24 protein-coding genes are annotated in these 23681 nt (G+C 74.5%); 9 read left to right on the top strand and 15 right to left on the bottom strand.

Annotation, left to right across the window (positions count from 1 at the left end):
• Window positions 1-18 precede the first annotated feature (18 nt).
• Entirely contained in the window at window positions 19-1641 is a 1623-nt protein-coding gene (locus ACZ4W5_RS11575; protein WP_465654003.1) for an LCP family protein, read from the bottom strand.
• Window positions 1634-2143, bottom strand: a complete 510-nt coding sequence (locus tag ACZ4W5_RS11570; RefSeq protein ID WP_360240389.1) for a DUF6542 domain-containing protein — start codon at window positions 2141-2143, stop codon at window positions 1634-1636. The genes ACZ4W5_RS11575 and ACZ4W5_RS11570 overlap by 8 nt, the downstream gene beginning before the upstream one ends.
• A 320-nt stretch (window positions 2144-2463) precedes the next feature.
• Here ACZ4W5_RS11570 and ACZ4W5_RS11565 point away from each other — a divergent pair, with 320 nt between their 5' ends.
• A complete protein-coding gene (locus tag ACZ4W5_RS11565; RefSeq protein ID WP_360240392.1) occupies window positions 2464-2670 on the top strand; it encodes an antitoxin in 207 nt (68 codons plus the stop codon).
• 82 nt (window positions 2671-2752) lie between these two features.
• Complete coding sequence (locus ACZ4W5_RS11560) at window positions 2753-3448, top strand: lytic transglycosylase domain-containing protein (protein WP_465654002.1); 696 nt, start codon at window positions 2753-2755, stop codon at window positions 3446-3448.
• 7 nt (window positions 3449-3455) lie between these two features.
• Here ACZ4W5_RS11560 and galE read toward each other — a convergent pair whose 3' ends face one another.
• From galE to ACZ4W5_RS11540, 4 genes are all read right to left on the bottom strand, one after another.
• The gene (galE, locus tag ACZ4W5_RS11555) at window positions 3456-4472 is read right to left on the bottom strand and encodes a UDP-glucose 4-epimerase GalE (RefSeq protein WP_465654001.1); all 1017 of its coding nucleotides are present in this window, start codon (window positions 4470-4472) and stop codon (window positions 3456-3458) included.
• Window positions 4473-4623: 151 nt separating this feature from the next.
• Window positions 4624-5280: a hypothetical protein gene (locus ACZ4W5_RS11550; RefSeq protein WP_465654000.1), complete on the bottom strand. Its 657-nt coding sequence runs from the start codon at window positions 5278-5280 to the stop codon at window positions 4624-4626.
• 147 nt (window positions 5281-5427) lie between these two features.
• Window positions 5428-7641, bottom strand: a complete 2214-nt coding sequence (locus ACZ4W5_RS11545) for an RICIN domain-containing protein (RefSeq protein WP_465653999.1) — start codon at window positions 7639-7641, stop codon at window positions 5428-5430.
• Between the two features lie 460 nt (window positions 7642-8101).
• Entirely contained in the window at window positions 8102-8596 is a 495-nt protein-coding gene (locus ACZ4W5_RS11540; protein ID WP_465653998.1) for a hypothetical protein, read from the bottom strand.
• Window positions 8597-9291: 695 nt separating this feature from the next.
• On the opposite strand from ACZ4W5_RS11540, the gene ACZ4W5_RS11535 reads away from it, so the two are divergent.
• Window positions 9292-11823, top strand: a complete 2532-nt coding sequence (locus tag ACZ4W5_RS11535) for a cytochrome P450 (RefSeq protein ID WP_465653997.1) — start codon at window positions 9292-9294, stop codon at window positions 11821-11823.
• A gap of 24 nt (window positions 11824-11847) precedes the next feature.
• Here the strand turns inward: ACZ4W5_RS11535 and ACZ4W5_RS11530 are convergent, their stop codons facing one another.
• From ACZ4W5_RS11530 to ACZ4W5_RS11515, 4 genes are all read right to left on the bottom strand, one after another.
• Complete coding sequence (locus ACZ4W5_RS11530; protein WP_360240413.1) at window positions 11848-11988, bottom strand: DUF6126 family protein; 141 nt, start codon at window positions 11986-11988, stop codon at window positions 11848-11850.
• A 98-nt stretch (window positions 11989-12086) separates the two neighbouring features.
• A complete protein-coding gene (locus ACZ4W5_RS11525) occupies window positions 12087-12431 on the bottom strand; it encodes an ArsR/SmtB family transcription factor (RefSeq protein ID WP_360240416.1) in 345 nt (114 codons plus the stop codon).
• Between the two features lie 230 nt (window positions 12432-12661).
• Window positions 12662-13126: a hypothetical protein gene (locus ACZ4W5_RS11520; RefSeq protein WP_465653996.1), complete on the bottom strand. Its 465-nt coding sequence runs from the start codon at window positions 13124-13126 to the stop codon at window positions 12662-12664.
• Between the two features lie 285 nt (window positions 13127-13411).
• Entirely contained in the window at window positions 13412-14671 is a 1260-nt protein-coding gene (locus tag ACZ4W5_RS11515; protein WP_465653995.1) for a glycoside hydrolase family 3 N-terminal domain-containing protein, read from the bottom strand.
• Between the two features lie 26 nt (window positions 14672-14697).
• Here ACZ4W5_RS11515 and ACZ4W5_RS11510 point away from each other — a divergent pair, with 26 nt between their 5' ends.
• Window positions 14698-15090 (top strand): hypothetical protein, encoded by a 393-nt coding sequence (locus ACZ4W5_RS11510; protein WP_465653994.1) that lies wholly within the window; start codon window positions 14698-14700, stop codon window positions 15088-15090.
• Between the two features lie 293 nt (window positions 15091-15383).
• Here the strand turns inward: ACZ4W5_RS11510 and pdxR are convergent, their stop codons facing one another.
• Window positions 15384-16931, bottom strand: a complete 1548-nt coding sequence (gene pdxR, locus ACZ4W5_RS11505; RefSeq protein ID WP_465653993.1) for a MocR-like pyridoxine biosynthesis transcription factor PdxR — start codon at window positions 16929-16931, stop codon at window positions 15384-15386.
• Window positions 16932-16959: 28 nt separating this feature from the next.
• On the opposite strand from pdxR, the gene ACZ4W5_RS11500 reads away from it, so the two are divergent.
• The gene (locus ACZ4W5_RS11500; protein ID WP_465653992.1) at window positions 16960-17796 is read left to right on the top strand and encodes a methyltransferase domain-containing protein; all 837 of its coding nucleotides are present in this window, start codon (window positions 16960-16962) and stop codon (window positions 17794-17796) included.
• 71 nt (window positions 17797-17867) lie between these two features.
• Complete coding sequence (locus ACZ4W5_RS11495; RefSeq protein WP_465653991.1) at window positions 17868-18125, top strand: hypothetical protein; 258 nt, start codon at window positions 17868-17870, stop codon at window positions 18123-18125.
• On the opposite strand, the gene ACZ4W5_RS11490 is transcribed toward ACZ4W5_RS11495, so the two are convergent.
• Both ACZ4W5_RS11490 and ACZ4W5_RS11485 read right to left on the bottom strand, forming a co-directional pair.
• On the bottom strand, window positions 18103-18417 hold the full coding sequence (locus ACZ4W5_RS11490; RefSeq protein ID WP_465653990.1) for a hypothetical protein: 315 nt from the start codon (window positions 18415-18417) through the stop codon (window positions 18103-18105). The two genes, ACZ4W5_RS11495 and ACZ4W5_RS11490, sit on opposite strands and share 23 nt — an antisense overlap.
• Window positions 18418-18490: 73 nt before the next feature.
• On the bottom strand, window positions 18491-18991 hold the full coding sequence (locus tag ACZ4W5_RS11485) for a MarR family winged helix-turn-helix transcriptional regulator (RefSeq protein WP_465653989.1): 501 nt from the start codon (window positions 18989-18991) through the stop codon (window positions 18491-18493).
• 108 nt (window positions 18992-19099) lie between these two features.
• Between ACZ4W5_RS11485 and ACZ4W5_RS11480 the strand changes: the two genes are divergently transcribed.
• The 3 genes from ACZ4W5_RS11480 (at window position 19100) to ACZ4W5_RS11470 (ending at window position 22453) form a co-directional block, all read left to right on the top strand.
• Window positions 19100-20023, top strand: coding sequence for an EamA family transporter (locus ACZ4W5_RS11480; protein WP_465653988.1), 924 nt, complete (start codon window positions 19100-19102; stop codon window positions 20021-20023).
• Between the two features lie 117 nt (window positions 20024-20140).
• A complete protein-coding gene (locus ACZ4W5_RS11475; RefSeq protein ID WP_465653987.1) occupies window positions 20141-20779 on the top strand; it encodes an NAD(P)-dependent oxidoreductase in 639 nt (212 codons plus the stop codon).
• 135 nt (window positions 20780-20914) lie between these two features.
• Window positions 20915-22453 (top strand): alpha/beta hydrolase, encoded by a 1539-nt coding sequence (locus ACZ4W5_RS11470; protein ID WP_465653986.1) that lies wholly within the window; start codon window positions 20915-20917, stop codon window positions 22451-22453.
• 66 nt (window positions 22454-22519) lie between these two features.
• Here ACZ4W5_RS11470 and ACZ4W5_RS11465 read toward each other — a convergent pair whose 3' ends face one another.
• Both ACZ4W5_RS11465 and ACZ4W5_RS11460 read right to left on the bottom strand, forming a co-directional pair.
• The gene (locus tag ACZ4W5_RS11465; protein ID WP_465653985.1) at window positions 22520-22864 is read right to left on the bottom strand and encodes a hypothetical protein; all 345 of its coding nucleotides are present in this window, start codon (window positions 22862-22864) and stop codon (window positions 22520-22522) included.
• A gap of 18 nt (window positions 22865-22882) precedes the next feature.
• Window positions 22883-23269 (bottom strand): hypothetical protein, encoded by a 387-nt coding sequence (locus tag ACZ4W5_RS11460; RefSeq protein ID WP_360240452.1) that lies wholly within the window; start codon window positions 23267-23269, stop codon window positions 22883-22885.
• Window positions 23270-23681: the final 412 nt, after the last annotated feature.

Below are 23681 nucleotides of genomic sequence, written 5' to 3'. Positions count from 1 at the left end.
GACCGCGCATCGCCCCGCTCAGTCCACGCAGGGGATCCCGCCGGCCTTCACCGCCGGCCCCTGCATCGGCAGCCCGGCGGCCGGGTCGGCGGAGCCGTCGGCCGGCGCGGGGGCGCCCGAAGCGGGCGCGGCCGGGGTGGGGGTCGCGGTCCGGGCGGCGGCGAGGGTGACCAGGACGTGGCCCGCCGGGACGGCCGAGGACGGGCCGGCGGTGACGCCGTACCGGGCGGCGAGCGCCTGGGCGTCCGCCTTGGCGCCGGTGCCGTAGGCCACGGTGGTGGTGCGGATCCGCCCGGGCGCGTCGCCGATCCGGCCGGCCTGGTAGCCGAGGTCGACCAGCGCCTTGGACTCGGTGGCGGCGGCACCCGCGCCCGCCGCCGCGTTGACGTCGACCACGGACTTGGGTGCGGCGCTGGGCGAGGGCGAGGGCGGGGCCGTCTCGCCCGGGGTGTCGCCGGGTGCCGCGGCCGGGGCGGCGGGCGCCTGCTCCCGGCTGAACAGCTGCCGGACGATCTTCTTGATCAGGTCCGGGTTGACGGTGTTGACCTCCTGCCCGCCGATGGTCTTGAACCCGGTGATGGGCAGGGTGTTGAACTCGACGTTGCCGCCGGTGAGGTTGGGCGCCTGCTGGGCGAAGTCGAGGATGTTCCACTCGTTGTCGATCACGACGTCCTTCTTCACCACCCCGAACAGCTTCTGCATCTGTCCGAAGTCGTTGAGGATGCCCTGCTGCTTGAGCTTGTACTCGACCGAGGAGATGAACGCCTGCTGCCGGTGGGTGCGGTCGAGGTCGCCGTTGGTGAGGTGGTGGCGCTGGCGGACGAAGGACAGTGCCTGGGCGGCGTCCAAGGAGCTGATCCCGGCGGGCAGTTTGAGGCCGGTGCCGCCGCCCTCGTGCGCGGCGGTCCGGGCGATGATCGGATCGTCGACCGGGTGGTTGAGGCAGACCTGGATCGGTTCCACGGCCTTGGCGATGTCGTAGAAGCCGATCAGGTTGACCTCGGCGAAGTGGTCGATCGGGACGTCCAGGAAGCTCTGCACGGTCTGGATCGTGGCCGAGCGGCCGGCCTCCCGGCTCTGCCGTTCCAGATCCGCCTTGGAGAGGCCCTTGCCCGCGAGCTTCGACTCGGCGGCCTCCTTGGCGATGCCGTAGGCCTCCTTGATCTTGTGCATCTTGCCGTCGGCGCCGGCGGTCTGCACGTAGTCGTCGCGCGGCACGGACAGCGCGGTCACCTTCCCGCCGTTGGCCGGGATGTGCAGCACGATCAGGGCGTTGGTGTTGTAGCCGCCGATCTCGCTGGAGCCGGCGTGCAGTTCGTCCTCGACGAACTGCTTGGGCAGGTCGTTGCCGTCCATGTCCTTGCGGCTGTCGAGGCCGATCAGCAGCAGGTTGACGGACTTGTCCAGGTGCGGCGGGGCGTTCTTCTTCGCCTCGTTCAGCGCACCGGACTTGATCATGCCGTCGTCCAGGCTGCGGTACTCGTACCAGGTGAAGCCGCTGGCGCCGAGCACGGCGGCCGAGACGGTGCAGGCCAGGGTGCGGCCGGCCACGGTCAGCGGGGCGGAGCCTCGGCGCGGGGACCGGCCGCGCGGGCGCTTGGCGCGATTGGTGTGGTTGGTGCGGTTGGTGCGCTCAGCCACGGCGGCCCCTTCCGCTCGGGGCTCCGGCCCTGGGGGGCCGGCGGCGGTCCAGCACCGTGCGCACCACGATCACCAGCAGTGCGACCGCCAGCGCCGTCGCCATCACCGGGAACGCCCCGACCACCCAGCGCACCGCGCCGGTGCCCAGCCCCTTGCCCTGGTACTTGGCGGGATCGGCCGCGTACTCGACGCCCGAGGCCGTCAGCAGCACCACCACGGGGGTCGCGGTCAGCACCCACCAGCGGCCGCTCCGGCTGCACAGCACCGCCGCGACGCCGGTGCCGAGCACCGCGCCGACCGCGAACAGGATGCCGACGCCGGGGCCGCCCAGTTCGTCGCCGATCCCGCCCAGCAGCGGCAGCCCGACCGCGGCGAGCGCGGCGACCGCTCCGCCGCGCCGACGGGCCTGGTGCCTGCGGCGCGAGGCCCCGGCGCGCTGGGTGCGGGTCTCCCGCGACGGGTCGGGGTCACCGCCGGCCGCGCGGGAGCGCTGGGCAGGCACGGCGGGGTCCTCGGTGCGAGGTCCCGCGTCCTGGTACGGCGTTCTCGCCCGCTGGCCGGCCATGCGCACTTCCCTCGATCGTTTCGGCTGCGGCGGCGCGACCACGCCGCCCGTCGTGCCGGGACGCCATCCGTCCGCCGGCAATTCCCGCTGTCTACAGGCCTGTAGAGGCTGGTCTGGAGCATACAAACCCATTTCGGCAAAGTCACTCGCCGCCGTTCCGCAGCGGCGGGCCGCCCGGCCGCCCCTCGTTAGGATGACCATGATCCCCGCCACGTCGGCACACCAACAGGAACGCACAAGAGGAGTAGAGCGTCACCATGTTTGAAAGTCTTAAGAACATCGCGGACAAGGCCACCGACCTCGCCCGCGAGCACAGCGACGTGCTCGGGCAGGGCCTGGAGAAGGTCGGCGACGTGATCGACGACCGCACGGACGGCAAGTACAGCGGGCAGATCGACACCGGTGTCGAGAAGGCGAAGGACTTCCTGCGCAACCTCGACGGCGACGCGAAGTCCGCCGAGTAGCACCGGCCGGGCCTCCCGCGGGGCGCGAGCGGCCGTACGGCGGTCGAACTGGATGACGGGCGAACGGGGAGGGTCGACGGCGGTGAGCGAGGAGCAGAAGGGTCCGCGCTGGGGGCGCTGGATCGTGATCGGCGTGCTGGCGGCGGCCGGGTGGGGCATCGTCCGCAGCGGTGGCCACGAACCCGGGGCCGCTTCGGCGACGCCCTCGTCCTCGTCCTCGTCGTCCGCCGCCGCCCCGTCGTCGGCCGGATCCGGCGGGCCGTCGGCGGCCCCGTCGAAGCCCTCCGGCCCCTACGAGCCCGCCGACTACGCGGCGCCGGTGCGCCAGTACGCGGCCGAGGCCGGGGTCAACCCCCAGCTGCTGATGGCGATCCTCTACAACGAGGCGTACAAGCCGCACGACCCCGACTTCGAGCGGGCCTGGCAGCGCAACAAGCCGGACGCCGCCTTCGGCATCGCCAACATGCACCGGGCCGCCTTCGACGACACCAAGCCGGGCCGCCCGTTCGCCTCCCGCCGCTGGGAGGAGCTGCCGGACGACCGCAACCTGGCCGTCCAGGCAGCCGCCTGGCACCTCCACGACCTCGCCGAACAGCTCCCCGCCAAGGTGAGCGCCCCACTGAACAAGGACGAGCTGCTCGCCCTCGGCTACAACGCCGGGGCGGGCAACATGCTCGCCTTCGCCCGGGGCGTCAAGATCGGCCCGCAGGCGCAGTCCTACCTGGACCGCCTGCACGACAACTGGGCGAAGTCAGGCGAGGCCGTGAAGCAGCGGTGACGGCCGGTCAGCTCACGCCGAGCTGGGCGGCCCACTTGGCGCGCCAGGCGAGCGCGTCGGCGACGCCCTCGGCGAGGGTGCGCCGCGGCGTCCAGTCGAGCAGTTCGCGGGCGGCGTCGACGGAGGCGTAGCAGCCGATCACGTCGCCCGGGCGCGGGCCGGCCTCGCGCACGTCCAGCTCGGTGCCGACGGCCTGTTCGAAGGCAGCGACCAGCTCGCGGACGGTGGTGCCCTCGCCCGTCCCGACGTTGATCGCCCGGAAGCGGTCGGCCGCATCGGGGGCGATCACCTCGTCGAACCGGAGCAGTGCCGCGACGTGGGCCTCGGCCAGGTCCTGGACGTGGACGTAGTCGCGGATGCCGGAGCCGTCCCGGGTCGGCCAGTCGACGCCGGTGACGGTGAACGGGGTGCCCTCGGTGTGGGCCTCGATCAGCTTGCCCAGGGCGTGGCTGGGGTTGAGGTTCTGCAGACCGGTGCGCAGCCGGGAGTCGGCGCCGACCGGGTTGAAGTACCGCAGGGTGATGACCCGCTGCCGCTCGGCGCCCTCGCCCCGGGTCCAGTCCTGGAGCACCTGCTCCATCATCAGCTTGGTGCGGGCGTACGGGCTGTTCGCCTCGAGCGCGGAGTCCTCGTCGACCCGGCCGTCCGGGGTGGGCGCGTAGATCGAGGCGGAGCTGCTGAACACCACCCGGGTGCAGCCGTGGCGCTGGAGGCCGTCGAGCAGTTCGACGGTCTTGGCGACGTTCTCCCGGTAGTAGAACAGCGGCTTGGCCACCGACTCCGGGACGACGATCCTGGCCGCGCAGTGCACGGTCGCGTCGATGTCCGGGTGTTCGGTGAAGATCCGGTCCAGCAGGGCGGCGTCGGCGATGTCGCCCTGGTAGAAGACGCGGTTCTCCACGAACTCGGCGCGGCCCTTGGACAGGTCGTCCAGGACGACCGGGGTGATGCCCCGGTCCAACAGGACCGAGGCCACCGTGCTGCCGATGAAGCCGGCACCGCCGGTGATCAGGACCTTCCTCATACGCGGATGCTCCCTTGCGATCGGCCGGGCGTCCGGTGACGCCCGGTGATCGCTCAGACGTGCCTCGTGCGCCACAAGGTTCCCGGTTTGCCGTGCGGCATGGATCACGGGTCGCCGACGGCCGGCCGGGGCGGCGCCGCGCTCCGGTCCGTCAGCGGCGGGCGCGTCCGCGCAGCCAGAAGCCGGTGCCGACCAGCAGCACGGCCGCGGCGGCGGTGCCGATGGCGGCCCAGGTGGTGGCGTCGTCGGTGCTCTCGTGGGCGGGCCCGGCGGTGGTGGCCGCGGCGGCCAGCACGGTCGGGCCCGCGGTGGGCGTGGCGCCGGACGCGGCGGAGGCGGAGGAGCTGGCGGAGGCGGAGGCCGAGGCGTTGGCAGACGTGGAGGCCGGGGAGGCAGAGGCGGCCGCGTCCAGCAGTGCCGGGTCGCTGATCGCCGCCGGCTCGACGTCGAGTTCCCGCTCGCCGTGGCCCAGCGAGGGGAAGGCGCAGTCGACGGAGATCTTCCAGTGCCCGGCGGGCAGCAGCTCCCGGGTGGTGTAGGTGCCCGGGCGGCCCGGCACGGCGACCAGTCGCCAGGGGCCGACGGTCCGGCCGTCGGCGGCGGTCGCGGAGAGCGTGCCGGCGAACTCCTCGGTGACCGGGTCGTGGTCGTTCTCCCAGGTGGCGACGGTGCTGATCCGGCCGTCCTGCTGACCGGTCACATCCAGGTGGACGGTGTCACCGTGGGCGGCGGCGGGTGCGGCGGTGGGCAGGACGGTGACGGCGGCGAGGGCTAGGGAGGCGAGCAGCGGGCGGGTGCGGGTTCGCATGGCGGGCGGTCCTCGGCGGGTGGGGTGAGGGTTCGTGGAGCGGCGGCGCCGGGTGCGACCGCCATCCGGTGATGGCGGTCGCACCCGTGGTGCGGGGTCGTACACAGTGGTACGGGGTGGTGGTGCGGGATCGTGCGGTCGTACCGGCTACGAGGTCTTCAGCAGCGACCAGTCCTGGTACGGCCGGCCGTTCGGCTGCTGCAACTCCAGCAGCCAACCACCGTAGTACCAACGGTCGCTGAGCCCGAGCACCAGGCCGGTCCCGTCGGCGGTGAGGGTGAACCCGCCGTCGGTGGCGGCGAGTTGCCACTTCTGGGCGGCGGCGTCGGAGCACGGCTGCTGCGCCACGTACTGTCCGGCCACCGGGGTGCCGCCGAGCTGCAGGCACTTGCCCGAGCGCGCGGACTTGATCCGCAGTGCGCCGTTGCCGGCGTCCTCGAACTGCCACTTCTGGTTGGCGTAGCCGGTGCGCTGGTAGCCGATCGCCACGGTGCCGTCGTTCATCGAGCTGCCCCACAGGTCGGCGGCCTGGCCGGTGAGGCCGTTGACCATGCTGTAGCGGGTGCCGGGCTGCGGGCGGCCGGCGTCGGCGAGGGTGCGGAAGTTCGCCGCGCGGCCGGGCTTGCCGACCGTTCCGGCGGCGTCGCGGACGGCGACGGCCACGGTGTAGCCGGTGCCGGGCGCCAGCCGGACCACGCCGACCACGGTCGAGCGGACGGTGCCGATGGTCTCGCCGTTCAGCTGGACGTCGTAGCCGGCGGCGGCGGGAACCGCGTTCCAGCTCAGCATGACCGAGTTCTGGGTGATCTGACTAGTCGTCACATCGGGGCCGGTGCCGCCCGGGGCCGGGGTCCTGGTCGGCGACGGGGAGCCGGTGGGCGTGGCGGTGGGGCCGCCGGTGGGCGTCGGGGACGGCGAGGGCGTGCGGGTGGGCGTTCCCGTGGGGGTCGGGCCAGCGGTCTGGGTCGGAGTCGGGGTCGGAGTCGGGGTGGGGTTCGGACCGGTCCCGCCGCCGTTGCCCGCGATGAGGAAGCGGTTGTTCGCGACGTTCCAGTGCGTGGCCAGGTAACTGCCGGGCGCCGGCGAGGTGTTGTAGTAGTCGTCGTGGTTGCAGTCGAGCCGGTCGTCATGCGCGCGGTCCGCGCAGGCGATCCGCATCTGCGGGTAGTACGGGGCATCCGAGTAGCACATGATGTCCCACTCGTCCGTGCAGTGACCGGCCTTGCTGGAGTTGGGTGCACTGTTGTTCACCGCGCCCAGGTTGTGGCCGAGTTCGTGCGCGGCGGTGCTCCCGCTCCAGCAGCCGGAGTCGGTCCGGCCGTACGAGGGGCCGAAGTTGCTGAGGTTGTCCTGGCCCGGGCGCTCGTCACCGGCGAAGGTACCGATCCCGCAGTACACCTTGGCGTCGGTGAACATCATGTACTTGCGGTCCTTGCGGTTGAACCCCTGCGCGGCCAGGGCGCGGTTGCTCGCGTTGAAGTCCTGGATCTCGGAGTCGGCGATCTGCACGTTCAACACCGAGGCCGTGCAGTCGGGTTCGGTGACGAAGCGGACGTGCCGCACACCGCCGGTCTCGGCGGCGCTGGCGTTGTAGATGACGTCGACGTCCGCCGCCCACTTCTTGAAGGAGGACAGGTACTGGGCGAACCGGTCGTTGCCGGGGGTGTGCACGTACACCACCTGGACGCGGTTGCCGCTGCTGCCGTCACCCTCGCAGACCAGGCCCGATCCGGCGGCCGGGGCGGCGGCGGGCGGGGCGGCGGCGTCCTGCCCGGCGGAGCCCTGGCCGGCCTCGCTGAGCAGCGCCTTCCGGGCGGCGTCCAGGACAGGGGCGCCGCCCTTCAACAGGTCAGCGGCGGAGGGGGGTTGGGATCCGGTGGGCGGGGTCAGCTCGGGCACCCGGGCGGCCGGGGCGGCGACCGGCGGAACGTCCTTGTGGATGTCCACGTCCTTGGGCGGCGCGTCCGGGCCGTGGCTGCACTGGGCGCTGCCGGTGACCTCCAGCATGTTGCCGCAGCGGTCACCGGTCGGCAGGTTCAACCCCGCGTAGACCAGCCCGCGGTCGGGCTGGTCCTTGGGTATCGCCTTGGGCGGAGCGGCCTTCTCGTCCCGCTTCGGGGCGGGCGCCCTGGTGGCGCCCTCGGCGGTGCCGGTCTCCCCCGGGCCACCGTCGTCCGCGACCGCGTCGAGCGGCGCGTCCGCCGCCGTGACGGTGCTGCGCATCGCCCCGGGCTCCAGCGCGGTGCGCAGGCCCAGGGTGCCCACGACCAGTGCGGCCGCGACCGCCACGGCGGCCAGGGCGCTCCTGCGGGTGAGCCTGCGGCGCCTGCGCCGACGGAGTTCGCTGCTCCGGTGTCCCATCGCGTTCCTTTCCTCGTGCGACGGTCCGGGCCCCGTGGTGAGGGGCCCGAACCTTCCGACACGAGGGAGAGCGGGTGGGGCGGCGGGGAATAACAGAAACCTCTTGCGAAATTCCCGGGCCCGTTCGAGCCGGGGCAAGACGCGGCGAGACGAGGCGAGGCAACGCGCGGCAGGGCGGGGCGCGGCAGGGCGGGGTGGGGCCCAGCCGCCCGGGCGGCAAGGTGCCGGGGAGCGCACTCGGGGGGTACGCGCTCCCCGGCACAGGGGTGGTGGCGGCCACCCGGCCGGAACCCCCGGAGCCTGCGCCCCGGCGGCCGTGTCGAATGCTAGACCTCCCGCCGGGCGTCGACCAGCGCCCAGGACAGCGAAGTTTCCGCCTCGGACATGCCATCGCCATACGGGACATGACGATCCGTCACTTGGCTCACTCCAGCCCTCACCCCGGCCCCCGCGCCGACCGTCAGGCCGCGACCTCCACCCGGGCCGAGCCGCCGAGCCCCGGACCGGAGACCGCCGAATCAGCGACCACCGGATCAGCGACCATCGGACCACTCACCGCCCCCGCCGCACCGCGGCCGCCGCGCAACCGGGCCAGCCCGGCGGCGAGCACCGCCCGGTCCCCGGCGAGCCACACCCGCAGCGCGGCGGAGAGCGCGGCACTGGCCGGGCCCGCCGACGGCCCGCCGGTACGCACCAGCCGCTCGCCGAGCAGCGGCAGCAGGTCCGCGACCGGCGCAGGCAGCCAGAGGGTGACCGCACAGGGCGCGGGCCGGGCCAGGACCCGCAGCAGCGGCAGCACCGAACCGTCGTCGTGCAGCGAGGGGATGACCTCCAGCAGCCCGTCGACCGCGACGCCGGAGACGTCGCCGCCGTGGCCGCGCGCGAGGTCCCGCAGCAGCGCCCGCTCGGCGGCCGTGATCCGGACGGTCAGCATGACCTCGTCATCGCAGTCCATGGTCCCGTTCCCCTGTCGTGGAATTGGTGGAGTCTGGAGGGTCGTGGAGCCCGGCGGGCGGTGCGGTCCGACGGGGCGGTGCGGTACAGGCGGGCAGTGCGGTACAGGCGGGCGGTGCGGTACGGGGCATTCCTGCCCCGCGACCGCCGTCCACTACCGGCGTTATCAGGCCGTAGTGCCCGCCGTAGCGGCGGTGGAGCCCCCGGGGGCGGCGGGCCGGGAGAGCTCGGCCGCCCTCGGGGGCGGCGCGGCAGACGAACGGGCGCCCGGGCAGCCGGCGGGCCGGTGGCGCAGACGGGTCATCGGATTCCTCCTTCTCCGCCCACCATGCTGGCCCTCCCGCGGCCGTGCGGCGAGGGTCCAAAGACCCTCCCGTCGGGACCCGTACGGGCCGCCGGGAAGATGGCATCGGTGCAGGTCAGGGCAGTGGGAGTGAGCCGGCCTGGGGCCGACAGGCGGGCCGGGCGGCCGACCCGACGGAGGCACGGGCGCGAGGCCGGCACGATGCTCGTCCGTTGGAGTGATCCGGGCGCGTTCGGCGCAACGCCCGTCGGACCGGCGCGTTTCCCATGGCGTGCGCCCTCTGCCCCGGGCGCACGCGGGGTCCGCGCTCGACGGCCCCCGCCACCCGGCCGGCCGGCCGGTGCCTTCCCCCGGTACCGCCCGCACCGGCCTCTCTGGTGAGAGGAAGTGTCATGACCCTGCCGACCAACGCCCTGCTGGCAGAGACACGGAAACGGATCGTCCCCCCGAGAACCACGCCGCCCCCCGCACCCGCACCCCGAGCCGCCGTCCCCCCGCTCGCCCCCGGCGCCCTGCCCGGACTCGGCCACGCGGCCGCCCTGCTGCGCGACCCGCTCGGCTTCCTCGGCTCACTGGCCCGCCACGGCGGCGTGGTCCGCATCCGGCTCGGGCCCCGCACCGTCTGCGTGGTGACCGACGCCCGGCTGGTCCACACCCTGCTCGTCGCCCTCGCCCACGACTGCCCGCGCGGCGCCGTCCAGGACACCCTCAAGACCGCCTTCGGCGACGGCCTGCTGATGTCCGAGGGGCAGGCGCACCGCGACCGCCGCCGGATCATCCAGCCCGCCTTCGGCCCCGACCGGATGGCCGGCTACCTGGCCGTGATGCACCAGGTCACCGAGGAGCGGGCCGGCCGCTGGCGCCCCGGCCAAGTCCTCGACGTGGCCAAGGAGATGAACCACCTCGCGCTGGAGATCGTGACCCGCTCGCTGTTCGACGCCCGGCTCAGCGAGGACGCCACCCTCGCCTTCCACCGGGCGCTGCCCGACCTGGTGAAGGGCCAGATCGTCCAGTCCCTCTACCCCCACCCGGCCCTCGCCCGGCTCCCGCTGCCCGTCAACCGGCGCTTCGACGCCGCCGTCCGGGTGCTCAACCGGGTGGTCGACCAGGCCGTCAACGGCCGCCCCGGAACGGCCCGTCCGAACCAGCGCGGCACCCTGCCGGCCCTGCTGCGCGCCGCCACCGACCCGGCCACCGGCCGTCCGCTCACCGAGGCCGACGTCCGCTCCGAGGCCATCACCATGTTCGGCGCCGGCACCGAGACCGTCTCCACCACGCTCACCTGGCTGCTCGACGAACTCCTGCGCCACCCCGAGGTCGAGGCCCGGGTGCTGGCCGAACTGGACGAGCACCTGCCCGCCGGGACCACCCCCACGCCCGAGGCGCTCGCCCGGCTCACGTACACCCGCAGCGTCACCCAGGAGGTGGTGCGGCTGCACGCCCCCAACGCCTTCCTGATGCGCACCGCCCGGGTGCCCGTCGATCTCGGCCCGTACCGGATCCCGGCCGGGACGGAGCTGCTGTACAGCCTCACCGCGCTGCACCGCGACCCGCTGCGCTACGACGATCCGTCGAGCTTCCGGCCCGAGCGCTGGCAGGACGGCGGCGGGCTCGGGCGGCCGTCCTTCCTGCCCTTCGGGGCGGGCAAGCACAAGTGCATCGGCGAGGCCTTCGCCTGGGCCGAGCTGACCGTCGCGGCCGCCGCGATCCTGCGCCGCTGGCGGCCGGTGGCGGTGCCGGGGGCGCGGGCCCGGGAGGTGGTGTGGACCACCGTCCAGGCCCACGGCCTGCGGGTCCGGCTGGCGCCGCGCGGCTCCGCCGCGCCGAGTGCGGGCGCCTCCGCCTCCGCGGCGGCCTCCGCCTCCGCTCCGGCGGGGCGGGCCGTGCCTGCGGGCGCCGTCGTCCCCGCGGGCCTCGCACCGGCCGGGACCGCCCCCGACCGGCCGCACTCCGGCGGCTGTCCGCTCACCGGCACCACACCCCGCCCCGGCGCGCCCGCCGCCGTACCCCTCCCCCGGCCGCCCGCCGAACTGCGCGCCGCCGCCGACCGGCACGCCGACTGGGCGGTCCGCCACGGCCTGCTCGCCCCCACCGAACTCCCCGACTACCGGGCCTACGCCCTGCACGAGCTGATCGGCCACGCCTTCCCCCGCGCCCGGGGCACCGAACTGGACCTGCTGGTGGACATGCTGGGCTGGTTCACCGTCCTGGACGACCGCTTCGACGGCCCGCCCGGGCGCCGGCCCGCCGAGGCCCACGCGCTGGTCGACCCGCTGATCTCCGCCCTCGACGGCGACGCCCGCCCGGCGGCACCGGGCGACCTGCTCCTCACCGCCTGGCAGGAACTGTGGGAACGCCAGCGCCGGTCCACCTCCCCCGCCTGGCGCGCCCGGGCGGCCCGCGAGTGGCGCGCCTGCCTGGCCACCTTCCCCGCCGAGGCCGAGCACCGCGCCCGCGGCACCGTCCCCGCCCTCGGCCTGGCCGACACCATGCGGCTGCGCCGCCACGGCAGCTGCGTCTACCCGTTCATGAACATACTGGAACGGGTCCACGGCGCCGACGCCCCCGCCGCCCTGCACGCGGAACCCGCACTGCACCGCCTGCGCGCCAACACCGCCGACGCCGCGACGCTGATCAACGACCTCTACTCGCTGGAGCGGGAGGAACGGCAGAGCGCCGCCGCGTTCAACACCGTCCTCACCCTCCAGCGGGTCCGCGGCTGCACCCGCAGCCGAGCCGTCCGGGCGGTGCGCACCCGGGTCAGCGCCCTGCACCGGGAGAACGAGCGGCTGCGCCGCGACCTGGCCCGCCGCCACCCGGCGGGGCGCTGGTACCTGGACGGCACCCGGGAACTGGTCGCCGGTGTCCAGGCCTGGACCAGCACCAGCGACCGCTACCTGGTGCCGGGCGACCGGGCTCGCTGACGGGCGTCGCGGGCGGCCCGGCCGCTACTTGCGGTCGCCGAGCGCGAACAGCAGCAGGACGAAGCCCGCGAACAGGTGGGTGGCGAAGATGTAGATGCCGGCGCGGATCAGCATCGCCTTGCGGCGGCGCTTCTCCTCGCTGGTGCTGTCGGCACTGTCGCCCATGGGGCTGCTCTCCTCGGGTCGGTCACGGTCACGGTCGCCCGGCGTGGGCGCGAAGCCCCGGCTAGGGGGGTGTGCACGGGCTGCGCACTGCTACCGGCTCAGCGGGGCGACCGGCTTCCGGCGGCGCGCAGCTCGGTGAGCAACGCGCCCTGGTCGGTGATCAGCTCGGTCAGGATCCGCCGCGCCGCGCTCAGCAGCTCGGCGACGTCCGGGGTGCTGAGCGCGTACACCACCGTGTTGCCCTCGCGGGTGGCCGTGACCAGCTGGGTGCGGCGCAGCACCGCGAGCTGCTGGGAGAGGTTGGACGGTTCGATCTCGATCTCCGCCAGCAGCTCGCGCACCGGGCGGGGACCGTCCTGGAGCAGTTCCAGGACCCGGATCCGGACGGGGTGGCCGAGGGTGCGGAAGAACTCCGCCTTGGCCTGGTACAGCGGGACCGGCATGGCCCGTTCCCTTCCTCGGATCCGGCTCGGTGGTCGTCCGGTCGGCCGGTCGCCACGGCCGGGCGGGGTCCGTACCGCGGCCGGTAGGCATCATCGCTACGGATGAAGATTTCTTCAAGTCGTCACAGTGGAAGGTGACCGCTCCCACATCGACGGCCGGGCCGGGACGGCGCGGAGCCGGGCCCGGGAGGCTGCCAACTCCCGGGCCCGGCAGTCCGAATGACGAGCCGTCAGCAGACTACAGGCAGTTCCAGGGTGACCGGGGCCGGTCCGCGCAAGCTCCCCTCCACCGAGAAGGAGGCGTGCACGAGCGACCCGCAGGACACGGTGGCGCCGACTCCGTCCACCCTGACCGTGCTGACCTTGAACTCGGTACGCCCGGCCACCGCGCCGAGCGGGCCGACGCCGGCCAGGTCGGCCGACAGCCGGGTGACCAGCTCCTGCGGCGCCGGCGGCCACGGCGTTCCCGGCGAGGGCGGCCCGGCCAGCCCGATCAGGCCGTACAGCACGACGGCGTCACCGGTGACGTCCGCGCAGACCCTGGTGGACAGTCCGGCCTGCAGGCCGGAGCGCCCGCAGGTGGTGACGGTGGCGGACTCCTGCCCGGCGGCAACCGCCGGCAGCGGCGCGCCCAGCAGCGCGACGACACCGGCCGCGCCCGCCGCGATCCGGGTGACGCGGGTGATGCGGTTCATGGCTCCTCCTTCGGAGGGTGTGAGGAATGAACTCGTGGGACGGGGATCGAGCAATGCGTCATGGCACATGTGACATTTCATGTGTGCCTTGACGGCAACTCTGCCATGCGATTCAAACCCCCAAGCGCCACTTCCCCTTCGAACCGATGCCTCCGGCCGAAAGCACGCCTACGATGGCGTGTTCCCATGCGGCAGGGCGAACCCCAGCACCTCGCCGGGCATCGGCCCGTTGAACCAGGGATGAACCGTTGGCCCTCCTGCTCGGCCCCGCCGCCCGGGCCGCCCTCAGCCGAGGCCCTCCCGCAGCGCGTCCACCCGGGCGACGGCCTCCGTGAAGGCGGCACGGTCGAGGCCACCGGAGTCCAGGGCCGCCGCCAGGGCGGTGGTGGCGTCCTCGCCCTGCTGGGGGTCGCGGGCGGAGCAGAGGATCAGGTCCATCCCGGCCGCCGCGGCGGCGACGGCCCGCGGGCCGGTCGGACCGTACGGGGTGAGGGCGTCGGCCTCCAGGGCGTCGGTGACGGTCACGCCGTCGAAGCCCAGGCGCTCGCGGAGCTCGCCCTGGACCACGGTGGGCGACAACCCCGCCGGACGGTCCGGGTCCAGCGCCGGGTAGACCGCCCAGGAGGCCATCACCAGGCGCACCCCCGCGGCGATGGCGGCCCGGTACGGGGCCTCGTCGCGGGAGCGCAGCCGGTCCAGCGGGACGGGGAGGGTGACGGGGCGGGCGTCGGTGTTCTCGTCGCGGGCCGCCGCACCCAGGCCGGGGAAGTGCTTGGCGGTGGCCGCCACGCCCCGGCTCTGCTGGGCGGCGAGGAAGGCACTGCCCAACTCGCCCACCGCGGCCGGGTCCTGGCCGTAGGAGCGCTCGTGGCGGTCGATGAAGTTGCCCGGGGTGTCGTAGACGTCGAGCACCGGGGCGAGGTTGACGTTCAACCCGGCGTCGCCGAGCGTTCCGGCGGCGCCGACGCCGGAGTCCACGGCGGCGGCGAGCGGATCCGGGGCCGTCCCGGTGCGGCGGGCGGAGAGCTCCGGCGCCCCGGGCAGCCGGCGCACCTTGCCGCCCTCCTGGTCGGTCATCAGCAGCAGCGGGCGCGCCTGCGGGGCCTCGGCCGCGGCCTGCTTCAACGCGGCCACCGCCTCGGCCAGTTGCTCCGGACCGGTGACGTTCTCACCGAACAGGATCACCCCGGCCGCCCGGCCCTCCCGGATCGCCCGCAGCACCCCGGGCGGCGGGGTCGGCCCGGGGTAGGAGAGCACGATGCGCCGGCCCGCGAGCTGCCGCGAGTCCTGCTGCGGTTCGGTCATCGCCAGGTTCCTCTCACCGGGAAGCCCGCCACCACGCGTCACCGACCCGGCCGGAACCGGGCCGAGCGCGGCCGCCACCACCAGCAGCACCGACGTCCACCGGGCGATCCGCCGTAACGGGGCCATCCGTCCCTCCAGAGTCAGCAACGGCATCCGGTCCGCCAGCGTATCCAGGAACCCGCCCTCCGGCAGCCCGTACAACCCCGCACCCAGCGCGACCGTCCAGGACGCGTCGATCACTGTGGGACAGCCCTTAGTGTGCTCGCATGTTCGATCACCTGGAGATCCTGTCGGCGCGGCAGCACGGCCTCGGCGACCAGGCGCGGTTCCTGGTCAACGCGGAGGACCTCGTCGCCGGGTCGATCGGCCCCTGGGGCCGCGGCCTGCCGCTCCCGGTCCTCTTCCCCGGGAGCCGACCGAGCCCGCTGCGGGCGAGCGCCTGGCCCCGCCGGGTGAGGCTGGGCGAGCCGGACTGCACCGGCGGCTGCTGCGGGCACCTGTCCGCCGTCGTGCAGCGGATCGGCGACGTCGTGGTCTGGTCGGCGTGGGAACTGCCGACCGACGCGGGCCGCCCGCCGGAGTACACCTTCGAGGCCGCTCGGTACGAGGCCGAGGTGGACCGCGCTGAGGCCGACCCCTGGTGGCGGGTGAGCGGCTGAACCTCCCGGGGACGCGAAGCCCCCGATGGCCCCCAGCCGCGAGCGCGGGCCTCGGACGGCGTGCCCGACGAACTGGCCGCAGTCATGGAAGCGGGCCGGGACGACGATGTCGAAGGCGCCGTCGGCGAGGCCGCTGTCGGCGACCGTCGGGCCCGCCGCGTCGGCGACGGGCCCACGCGCGGTGTGGCGGTGCAGGTGACAGGCGGGCGCGGCCAGGTTCCGTGCCGTCCTGGCCAGGACGTCGGCTTGGTCCGGAGCAGTGGGTTCTGTCGCGCCCATGGTGGTTGATTCGCTCATGCGGGAGCCGGGCGGGCATCTGGAGCGCCGCCGCCGGTTCCGGCCCGGCGGACCAACTCCCCCAGGACGGCGATGCCTTCGGCGAGGTCGCCCGGTGGGACGGCCGCGTAGCCGAGGACCAGGCCGGGCGGGTACGGCAGGCGGGCGTGCCAGGACAGGGGCTGCACCTTGACGCCGCGGGCGAGCGCGGCGGTGGCCAACTCCACGTCACTGCAGCCGAGATGCTCCGGCAGGGTGAGCATCAGGTGCAGCCCGGCGGCCGCGCCGTGCACGGTCGCGGTGGGGAGGTGGGTGCGGATGGCGGCGATCATCGCGTCCCGGCGGCGGCGGTGGCGGCGGCGCAACAGCCGGAGGTGGCGCTCCAGTTCACCGGACTCCATCAGCCGGGCGAGCACCAGTTGGGGCAGCACCGGGTTGCCGAGGTCGGCGAAGCGCTTGGCGTCGAGCACGGCCGCACGCAGCGGCGGCGGAACCAGCAGCCAGCCGGTGCGCAGCGCCGGGGCGAGCAGTTTGGAGGTGCTGCCCGCGTAGCAGACCCGGCCGGGCAGTTCGGCCCGCAGCGCGGGGACGGGCGGGCGGTCGTAACGGTGCTCGGCGTCGTAGTCGTCCTCGATGACCAGGCCGCCCTCGTCCGCCCAGCGCAGGAGTTCGCGGCGCCGGTCGCCGCCGAGGACGACGCCGGTCGGGTACTGGTGGGCCGGGGTGAGCAGTACGGCGGGGGCGCCGGTGGCGCGCAGCGCGTCGACCCGGATGCCCTCGGCGTCGACCGGGACGGGCGGGGTGGCGGCGAGCCAGTGGGCGAGGTGCTGGCGGGCCCCGAGCGAGCCCGGATCCTCCACGGCGACCTCGGTGATGCCCGCCCGACCGAGGGCCCGGCCGAGCAGCGCGAGTGCCTGGGCCGTCCCGGCGACCACGAGCACCTCCTCCGGGTCGGCGCGGATGCCCCGGTTGCGGGCGAGCCAGTGGGCGACGGCCTGCCGCAGGGCGGGGGTGCCGCGGACGTCCCCGTAGCCGAGGTCGGCTGCGGCGAGGCCGTCGAGGACGGCCCGTTCGGCCCGCAGCCAGGCGGCGCGGGGGAAGGCGGCGAGGTCGGGCACGCCGGGGGTGAGGTCGATCCGGGCGGGGGTGGCGCGCAGCTGGTCGAAGACCTCGGGGTCGGGATCGTCGCGGAACAGCGCGGGTGCCGGGCGGGCCGGCGGAGCGGCGGGGACCGCGGCGGGCGCGAGGGCGACCACGACCGTACCGCCCCGGCCCCGCCCGGCGACCTGCCCCGCCTCGGCGAGCCGCCGGTAGGCGTCCGTCACCACGCCCCGGGAGACCCCGAGTTCCGCCGCGAGCACCCGGCTGGCGGGCAGTCGGGTGCCGGCGGGCAGCCGCCCGTCGGCGACGGCCTCGCGCAACCGGCGGGCCAGCCAGTCGGTGAGGCCGCCGGGCGGGGCCTCGGCGGCATCGAGCTGGAGGAAGTCGACACCGGTCTCCCCGGCCTCCCCGGCCGGTCCGGCCTCTTTGGACCTGTCGTTCCCGGCGGCTTTGGACCTGTTCACCGGTCCATACTGACGCGAGGGTTGAGCCATGACCACCGAAACGACCCTGTTCCCCGCCGCCCCGTACGTCCACGGCTACTCCGACACCGAGGCGCAGCGCCTCGGCGACCAGGCCGACACCCTCGCCGAGTTGCTGCACTCGGGCACCGCCTACCCAGCGGGCAGCCGGGTGCTGGAGGCGGGCTGCGGGGTGGGTGCGCAGACGGCGCACCTGCTCGCCGCCAGCCCGGGCGTGCTGCTCACGGCGGCGGACATCTCGGCCCGGTCGCTGGCCCTGGCCCGGGCCCGGATCGCCACCGTGGCGCCGGCGGCCCAGGTCACCTGGCACCACGGCGACCTGCACCGACTGCCCTTCCCGGACGGCGCGTTCGACCACGTCTTCCTGTGCTTCGTGCTGGAGCACCTGCCCGACCCGACGGCCGGACTGACCGCGCTGCGGCGGGTGCTGCGGCCTGGCGGGACGATCACGGTGATCGAGGGCGACCACGGCTCGGCCTTCTTCCACCCGGAGACCCCGGCGGCCCGCCGCACCGTCGACCACCTGGTCCGGCTCCAGGCCGGGGCGGGCGGCGACGCCCTGGTGGGGCGCCGGCTGCACCCGCTGCTCACGGCGGCCGGGTTCGCGGATGTGACGGTCCGCCCGCGGACGGTCTACGCGGACAACAGCCGCCCGGGCCTGGTGGAGGGCTTCACCCGGCGGACCTTCGTCCCGATGGTCGAGGCCGTCCGGGCGGAGGCCCTGGCCGCCGGGCTGACCACCCCGGAGGCCTTCGACCGCGGCATCGCCGACCTGCGCCGGGCGGCAGAACCGGGCGGGACCTTCCACTACACCTTCTTCAAGGCGGTCGCGGTCAGGCCGGAGTAGCCCCCCTGACCACCGCCCCACGCCGGGAAAACGCCTCGCCCCGGGCCCGGCGCACTGCGAGGATCCGGGGAATGGGAACGGACATCCACGGCTTCATCGAGTACCGCTGCACGCACGGCGCACCTGTGGACGAGGGCGGCGAGGACACCGCGTGGAGCGTGGCGATGGACCTCTACGCGCTGTACTGCGGCCGGAACTACGACGAGTTCGGCTGCCTCTTCGGGGTCCGCAACCTCGCGGGCTTCCGACCGCTCGCCCCCGACCGGGGCCTGCCCGAGGACCTGCACGGGCCGGACCACGTGCGGCTCACGGTGTGGTTCGACTCGTAGCACCCGTCGCCGAAGGGCCCGGCGGAAGGTCCGCCGCCCGAAGGTCCGCTGCCGGTGTGGCCGCCGGAGGGCCCGGCACCGGGCTCGCCGAGGAGGCCGGCCCGTACAGCGGCAGACCGAGTTCCGTCATCCGGTCGGCGATCAGGTCGTTGCACGCGCGGATGCCGGGCACGGGCTCCGGCGACGCGTCGCGGATCGCCTTCATCGCGTGGACGTAGCGCCGCACGGCGAGGTGTTCGTCGACCCTGCGACGGACGTCGGCGGCGAGTGCGGTCCAGAGGGGGTGGTCCATGGCCGCCATCCAAGACGGGGACGGCCGGCCCCGGCAATCGATTAACGGCCGGTCAGCCGGTCAGCCGGGCCGGTCAGCCGGCCGGGTCGTCCCCGAGGTCGGCGAGCAGCGCGCGCATGGCGTCGACGAGCGCGGCCCGGCGGGCCTCGTCGAGCCCGGCCAGCATGCGGTGCTCGTTGGCGACGTGGTCGGGGAGGGCGCGGTCGATCAGGGCGTGGCCCTCGGGGGTGAGTTCGACGTCGCGGCTGCGCCGGTCGTGGTCGCTGCGGGTGCGGGTGACCAGGCCCCGGGCTTCCAGGCGGTCGAGGCGCTGGGTGATGGCGCCGGAGGTGACCATGGCGGACTGCATCAGGCCGGTGGGGGTGAGGCGGTAGGGCGGGCCGCTGCGTTTGAGGGTGGCGAGGACGTCGAAGGAGGGCGCGTCCAGGCCGTGTTCGGCGAAGGTGCGGTTGAGTTCGGCGTCGACCAGGCGGTAGAGCCGCTTGAGCCGGCCGAACACCTCCATCGGGGAGACGTCCAGGTCGGGGCGCTCGGCGCCCCACTGCGCGACGACGCGGTCGAGATGATCTGCCACGGGTTCAGGGTAGATGCCCACTAGATCCCTTAGCGATGAGGTAACTGTGAGCCACATCACCGATGGGATCCGCCGAAGAATGCCTTAGCGCTGAGATATATTGGCTTAGTGCTAAGCAATCGCCTCGCCGTCCTGCTGACGACGGCCCTCGCCCCCGCGGTCTGGGGGACGACCTACCTCGTCACCACCGAACTGCTCCCGCCGCACCGCCCGCTCCTCGCCGCCGTCATCCGCTGCCTGCCGGCCGGACTGCTGCTGGTCGCCCTCACCCGCACCCTGCCGAAGGGCGGCTGGTGGTGGCGCGCACTCGTCCTCGGCGCCCTCAACATCGGCGCCTTCCAGGCCCTGCTGTTCATCGCCGCCTACCGCCTCCCGGGCGGGATCGCGGCCACCGTCGGCGCCGTCCAGCCGCTGGTCACCGCCGGGCTCTCGGCGGCCCTGCTCGGCGACCGGCTCACCCTGCGCACGATGCTCTCCGGCATCGCCGGCGTGGCGGGCGTCAGCCTGCTGGTGCTGCGCGCCGGCGCCCGGCTGGACGCGGCCGGGGTGGCCGCCGCGCTCGGCGGTGCGGTGGTGATGGCCTTCGGCGTCGTGCTCTCCAAGCGCTGGGTCTCCCCCGCGCCGCTGCTCGCCACCACCGGCTGGCAACTCACCGCCGGCGGCCTGCTGTTGGTGCCGGCCACCCTGCTGACCGAGGGCGCCCCGCCCACCCACTACACCGCCGACAACCTGCTCGGCTACGCCTACCTCTGCCTGATCGGCGCGGCCCTCACCTACGCCGTCTGGTTCCGCGGGCTGCGCTCGCTGCCGCCGACCTCGCTGTCCTTCCTCTCCCTGCTCAGCCCGGTGGTCGCCACCCTGGCCGGCTGGCTGGCGCTCGGACAGGACCTGAGCCCGCTGCAGGCGCTCGGGGCGCTGGTCGTACTCGGCTCGCTGATCGTCGCCCAGACCCAGCGGCCCCGCCGGGCCACCCCGACGGCCGCCGGCTCAGGGACGGACCTCCGCTCGGACCCGGTGCCCGAGAAGGCCTGACCCCCACAGCACACACGCCGCAACCCGTACCCCACACCCCCCGCACCCCACAGCACACACCCCGCACCGCCCGTGCCCCATCGCAGTCCCGTTCAGAGGAACCGAGGAGAAACCTTCATGCGCATCACCGTGTTCGGCGCCACCGGCAACGTCGGCCGACGGGTCGTGGCCGAGGCGCTCGCCCGCGGCCACGAGGTGACGGCCGTCGTCCGCAACCCCGCCAAGCCGCACGGCCTGCCGGCCACCGTCACGCTCGCCGTCGGCGACGCCGACCAGCCCGCCGACGTCGCCCGGATCGCCGCCGGCCAGGACCTGGTGGTCGCCGCCACCCGCCCGGCGCCCGGCCGCGAGCACGAACTGGCCGCCACCACCCGGGGCCTGCTGGCCGGCCTGGCCGGAACCGGCGTGCGCCTGCTCGCCGTCGGCGGGGCCGGCAGCCTCACCGTGCCGGGCACCGACGGCACGATCCTGGTGGAGTCGCCCGGCTTCCCGCCGGAGATCCGGCCGATCGCCCTGGCCTGCGGCGAGCAGCTGGACCTCTACCGCGCGGACGGGGAGGTCGACTGGACGTACCTCAGCCCGGCCGCCCTGCTCGAACCCGGGGTGCGCACCGGCCGGTTCCGGCTCGGCCGGGACGAGCTGCTGGTCGACGCCGACGGCAACTCGGCGATCTCCATGGAGGACCTCGCCGTCGCACTGCTGGACGAGGCCGAGCAGCCGGTGCACCGGCGCGCCCGGTTCACCGCCGCCTACTGAAACCGCCCACCAAAGACAGCCTCGTCGGGGCCCGTGGTGCTGAATACGCCCGCCCAGGGGTGTATCCAGCACCACCCCGAGGACGGTGTTCTGCTTCATCGTGCGTCAGCCACCCGGCGGGCCATGATCGTTCCCGTGAACACCACCGCATCCCACGGCCGCCGCGCGGCCGCCGCCCTCGCCGCCGCGCTCCTCGCCGGCCTCGCCCTGCCTGCCACCGCGAACGCCGACTCCGGCCGCAACCCGGGGGACGCCGACCGCGCCCCCGCCCGCTACGCCCGGCAGGCGCTCGACTGGCAGCCCTGCGCGGGGCAACCGGCCCTGGAATGCGCCACCATGGCCGTCCCGCGCGACTGGCACCACCCCGGTGTCGGCGCCGACCTGGGCATCGCCGTCTCCCGGCACCGCGCCACCGACCCGGCCCACCGCAAGGGCGCACTGATGGAGACGGCCGGCGGCCCGGGCGGGCAGGGCCTGCTGCGGCCGATGGACCTCGCCCAGGGCGCCCCCGCGGTGGCCGCCGCGTACGACATCGTCAGCTTCGACCAGCGCGGCGTCGGCCGCAGCACCCGCGTCGCGTGCCAGACCCCGGAGGAGTTCCAGGAGTTCCTGGCCGGGGACTACCGCGACCGGTCCCCGGAGGCGGTCGACCGGGTCGTCGCCAACTCCCGCAAGCTGGTCGAGGGTTGCGAGAAGAACAGCGGCGACCTGCTGCCCTACCTGACCACCGAGCAGACCGCCCACGACATGGACCTCTACCGCTCGCTGCTCGGCGAGAAGAAGATCAGCTACTACGGTGCCTCCTACGCCACCATGATCGGCGCCTACTACGGAACGCTCTTCCCGCACCGGGTCGAGCGGATGGTGCTGGACAGCAACATCGGCTTCGACGGCACCTGGGAGCAGTTCGAACTGGGCCAGCCGATGAGCTTCCAGCGCCGCTTCGAGGAGGACTTCCTGCCCTGGATGGCCGCCCGGGACGCCACCTACCACTGGGGCTCGACCCCGGCGGAGGTCGGCGCGCACTGGGAGCAGCGGCGCGCTGCCCTGCACGACCGACCGATCACCGACGGGTCGTTGACGCTCGGCCCCAACCAGCTGGACAACGGCACGATCAACGCGATCTACAGCGAGAAGGCCTTTCCGCTCCTGGCGAGCGGGCTGACCGCGCTGGACGACTGGCAGCAGGCCGATCCGGCCGCCAAGGAGACCGCCCGCCGACTGTTCGGCCAGTACCTCAGCCCGGAGTTCCTCGCCGAGTACTTCTCGGTGACCTGCGGCGACACCCCGTGGACGAAGGACCTGGACACCTGGATCGAGCGCGGGGCGGAGAACACCGCGCGCTACCCACTGATCGGTGCCCGCACGCTCGCGTTCAGCTCGGTCTGCGCGCTCTGGCCGACCGCCCCGGCGCCCGAGGTCAAGGTCACCGGCGCCCACCTGCCGCCGGTGCTGATGCTCAACTCCCTGCACGACCCGGCGACGTACTACGAGGCGGCGCTCGGCGCGCACCGGGCGCTGCGCGGCTCCAGGCTGGTGACGGTCACCAGCAACGGCAACCACGGCCAGTACCCGGGCTCCGACCCCTGCGTCACGGCCACCGTCGAGCACTACCTGCTGGATGGCCGGGCGCCCGAGCACGACCTCACCTGCCCGGCGCCACAGGCCGGTTGAGCCCCGGGGCACTGGGTCCGGCCGGCCCGGCCGGCCCGACCGGCCTGACCGGCCTGACCGGACCGGTCAGGAGCGGGACTTCGGCCGGAGCTTGCCGCGCAGGTGCTCGGCGGCCACGGCCAGGGCGAGGAAGCCGCCCACGGACAGCTTGATCCCGACCTTGGCGACGATCCAGCCGATGCCCGGGACGGTCCAGCCCAACCAGTGGAGCGCGGCCAGCATCGCCGCGCAGCCGCAGACGATCGCCAGCACGGTGGCACCGACGGCGGCGGCCCGCGAGATTTCGCGCGGGCCGTCGTCACCGTGCTCGTCGACGTGCTCGCCGGCATCCGAAGTCGCCCCTGCCGCAGCCCTGTTGGCGGATTCGCCCCCGGCCGCGCCGGCCATCTCGTTCGTACCCCGATCACCCATGCAGGTGATGATACGGCCTCACCGGCGGGAGTGGTGGGTGTCCCCGAGGTGCTCCCCGGTCTCGTCGTCGGGGAAGCTCACGGCCATGGTGACGCGGTACTCGAAGACGTCGTGCCGGTGCCCCGGCACCCGCGCCCAGGCGAGCGAGTGCACCTCGGCCTCCGGGGCCTGCCGGCACCAGGCGGCGGCCTCCTCCAGGGCGTGCGCGGCCGAACGCCCGGTGCACACCACGGCGGTGTAGGCGGCGACCGCGACGTCCCCGCCGGCGGCACGGCCGCTCCGCGACACCGCCCGGACGGCGGCGGCAGCCTGGGTCAGGTCACGGGCCAGGTCGCTCACCACCCGAGGAGGTGCCGGCAGGACCACCGCCCCCTCGGCGACGGTCTCCGGCAGGTTCGCGCTCACGGTTTCAGCCTCCATCCACAGGGTCACGCGGCACAGCATGCCGGACCGGGATTCCTGGCATGCCCACTTTCACCTGAACGTCATCCGTCCAGGGCCGAGTTGGGGAGGCCCTCTGGCGCCGGACCGTCCGTCCTGCTAGTGGAGGCCGCGCACGGTGGCGGACATCGGGCCAGGTCAGGGGGTCGGCGACGGGCGCCGCCGGGGAGCCCGAAACGACGCCCACGCACCACCCCCGCGCTTCGAACCGCCCGTCCGACCGCCGGGGGGGACCCGGCCGACCGGCGTTGGCCCTACGGTCAACTCCCGTTAGCGGCGGCGGAGATGGAGCGGGCCGCGGACACCGCGCCCCGGCGGTCGGACGGGCGGCCCGCGGCCGGGGTGCCGCGTTCACCCGTCGTCGGGTTCGCGGCCG

Source organism: Kitasatospora sp. NPDC029367, assembly GCF_055569135.1.
The sequence above is the reverse complement of the archived record's forward strand: the minus strand, read 5'-3'. Positions and strand labels throughout refer to the sequence as shown.

Excerpts from the sequence above, each read along its gene's own strand:
- ACZ4W5_RS11495 (WP_465653991.1), top strand. The coding sequence starts at position 17,868 with ATGGGAACGGACATCCACGGCTTCATCGAGTACCGCTGCACGCACGGC.
- ACZ4W5_RS11565 (WP_360240392.1), top strand. The coding sequence starts at position 2,464 with ATGTTTGAAAGTCTTAAGAACATCGCGGACAAGGCCACCGACCTCGCC.
- ACZ4W5_RS11475 (WP_465653987.1), top strand. The coding sequence starts at position 20,141 with ATGCGCATCACCGTGTTCGGCGCCACCGGCAACGTCGGCCGACGGGTC.
- galE (WP_465654001.1), bottom strand. The coding sequence starts at position 4,472 with ATGAGGAAGGTCCTGATCACCGGCGGTGCCGGCTTCATCGGCAGCACG.
- ACZ4W5_RS11500 (WP_465653992.1), top strand. The coding sequence starts at position 16,960 with ATGACCACCGAAACGACCCTGTTCCCCGCCGCCCCGTACGTCCACGGC.
- ACZ4W5_RS11525 (WP_360240416.1), bottom strand. The coding sequence starts at position 12,431 with ATGCCGGTCCCGCTGTACCAGGCCAAGGCGGAGTTCTTCCGCACCCTC.
- ACZ4W5_RS11540 (WP_465653998.1), bottom strand. The coding sequence starts at position 8,596 with ATGGACTGCGATGACGAGGTCATGCTGACCGTCCGGATCACGGCCGCC.
- ACZ4W5_RS11545 (WP_465653999.1), bottom strand. The coding sequence starts at position 7,641 with ATGGGACACCGGAGCAGCGAACTCCGTCGGCGCAGGCGCCGCAGGCTC.
- ACZ4W5_RS11465 (WP_465653985.1), bottom strand. The coding sequence starts at position 22,864 with ATGGGTGATCGGGGTACGAACGAGATGGCCGGCGCGGCCGGGGGCGAA.
- ACZ4W5_RS11530 (WP_360240413.1), bottom strand. The coding sequence starts at position 11,988 with ATGGGCGACAGTGCCGACAGCACCAGCGAGGAGAAGCGCCGCCGCAAG.
- ACZ4W5_RS11520 (WP_465653996.1), bottom strand. The coding sequence starts at position 13,126 with ATGAACCGCATCACCCGCGTCACCCGGATCGCGGCGGGCGCGGCCGGT.
- ACZ4W5_RS11550 (WP_465654000.1), bottom strand. The coding sequence starts at position 5,280 with ATGCGAACCCGCACCCGCCCGCTGCTCGCCTCCCTAGCCCTCGCCGCC.
- ACZ4W5_RS11510 (WP_465653994.1), top strand. The coding sequence starts at position 14,698 with ATGTTCGATCACCTGGAGATCCTGTCGGCGCGGCAGCACGGCCTCGGC.
- ACZ4W5_RS11535 (WP_465653997.1), top strand. The coding sequence starts at position 9,292 with ATGACCCTGCCGACCAACGCCCTGCTGGCAGAGACACGGAAACGGATC.
- ACZ4W5_RS11490 (WP_465653990.1), bottom strand. The coding sequence starts at position 18,417 with ATGGACCACCCCCTCTGGACCGCACTCGCCGCCGACGTCCGTCGCAGG.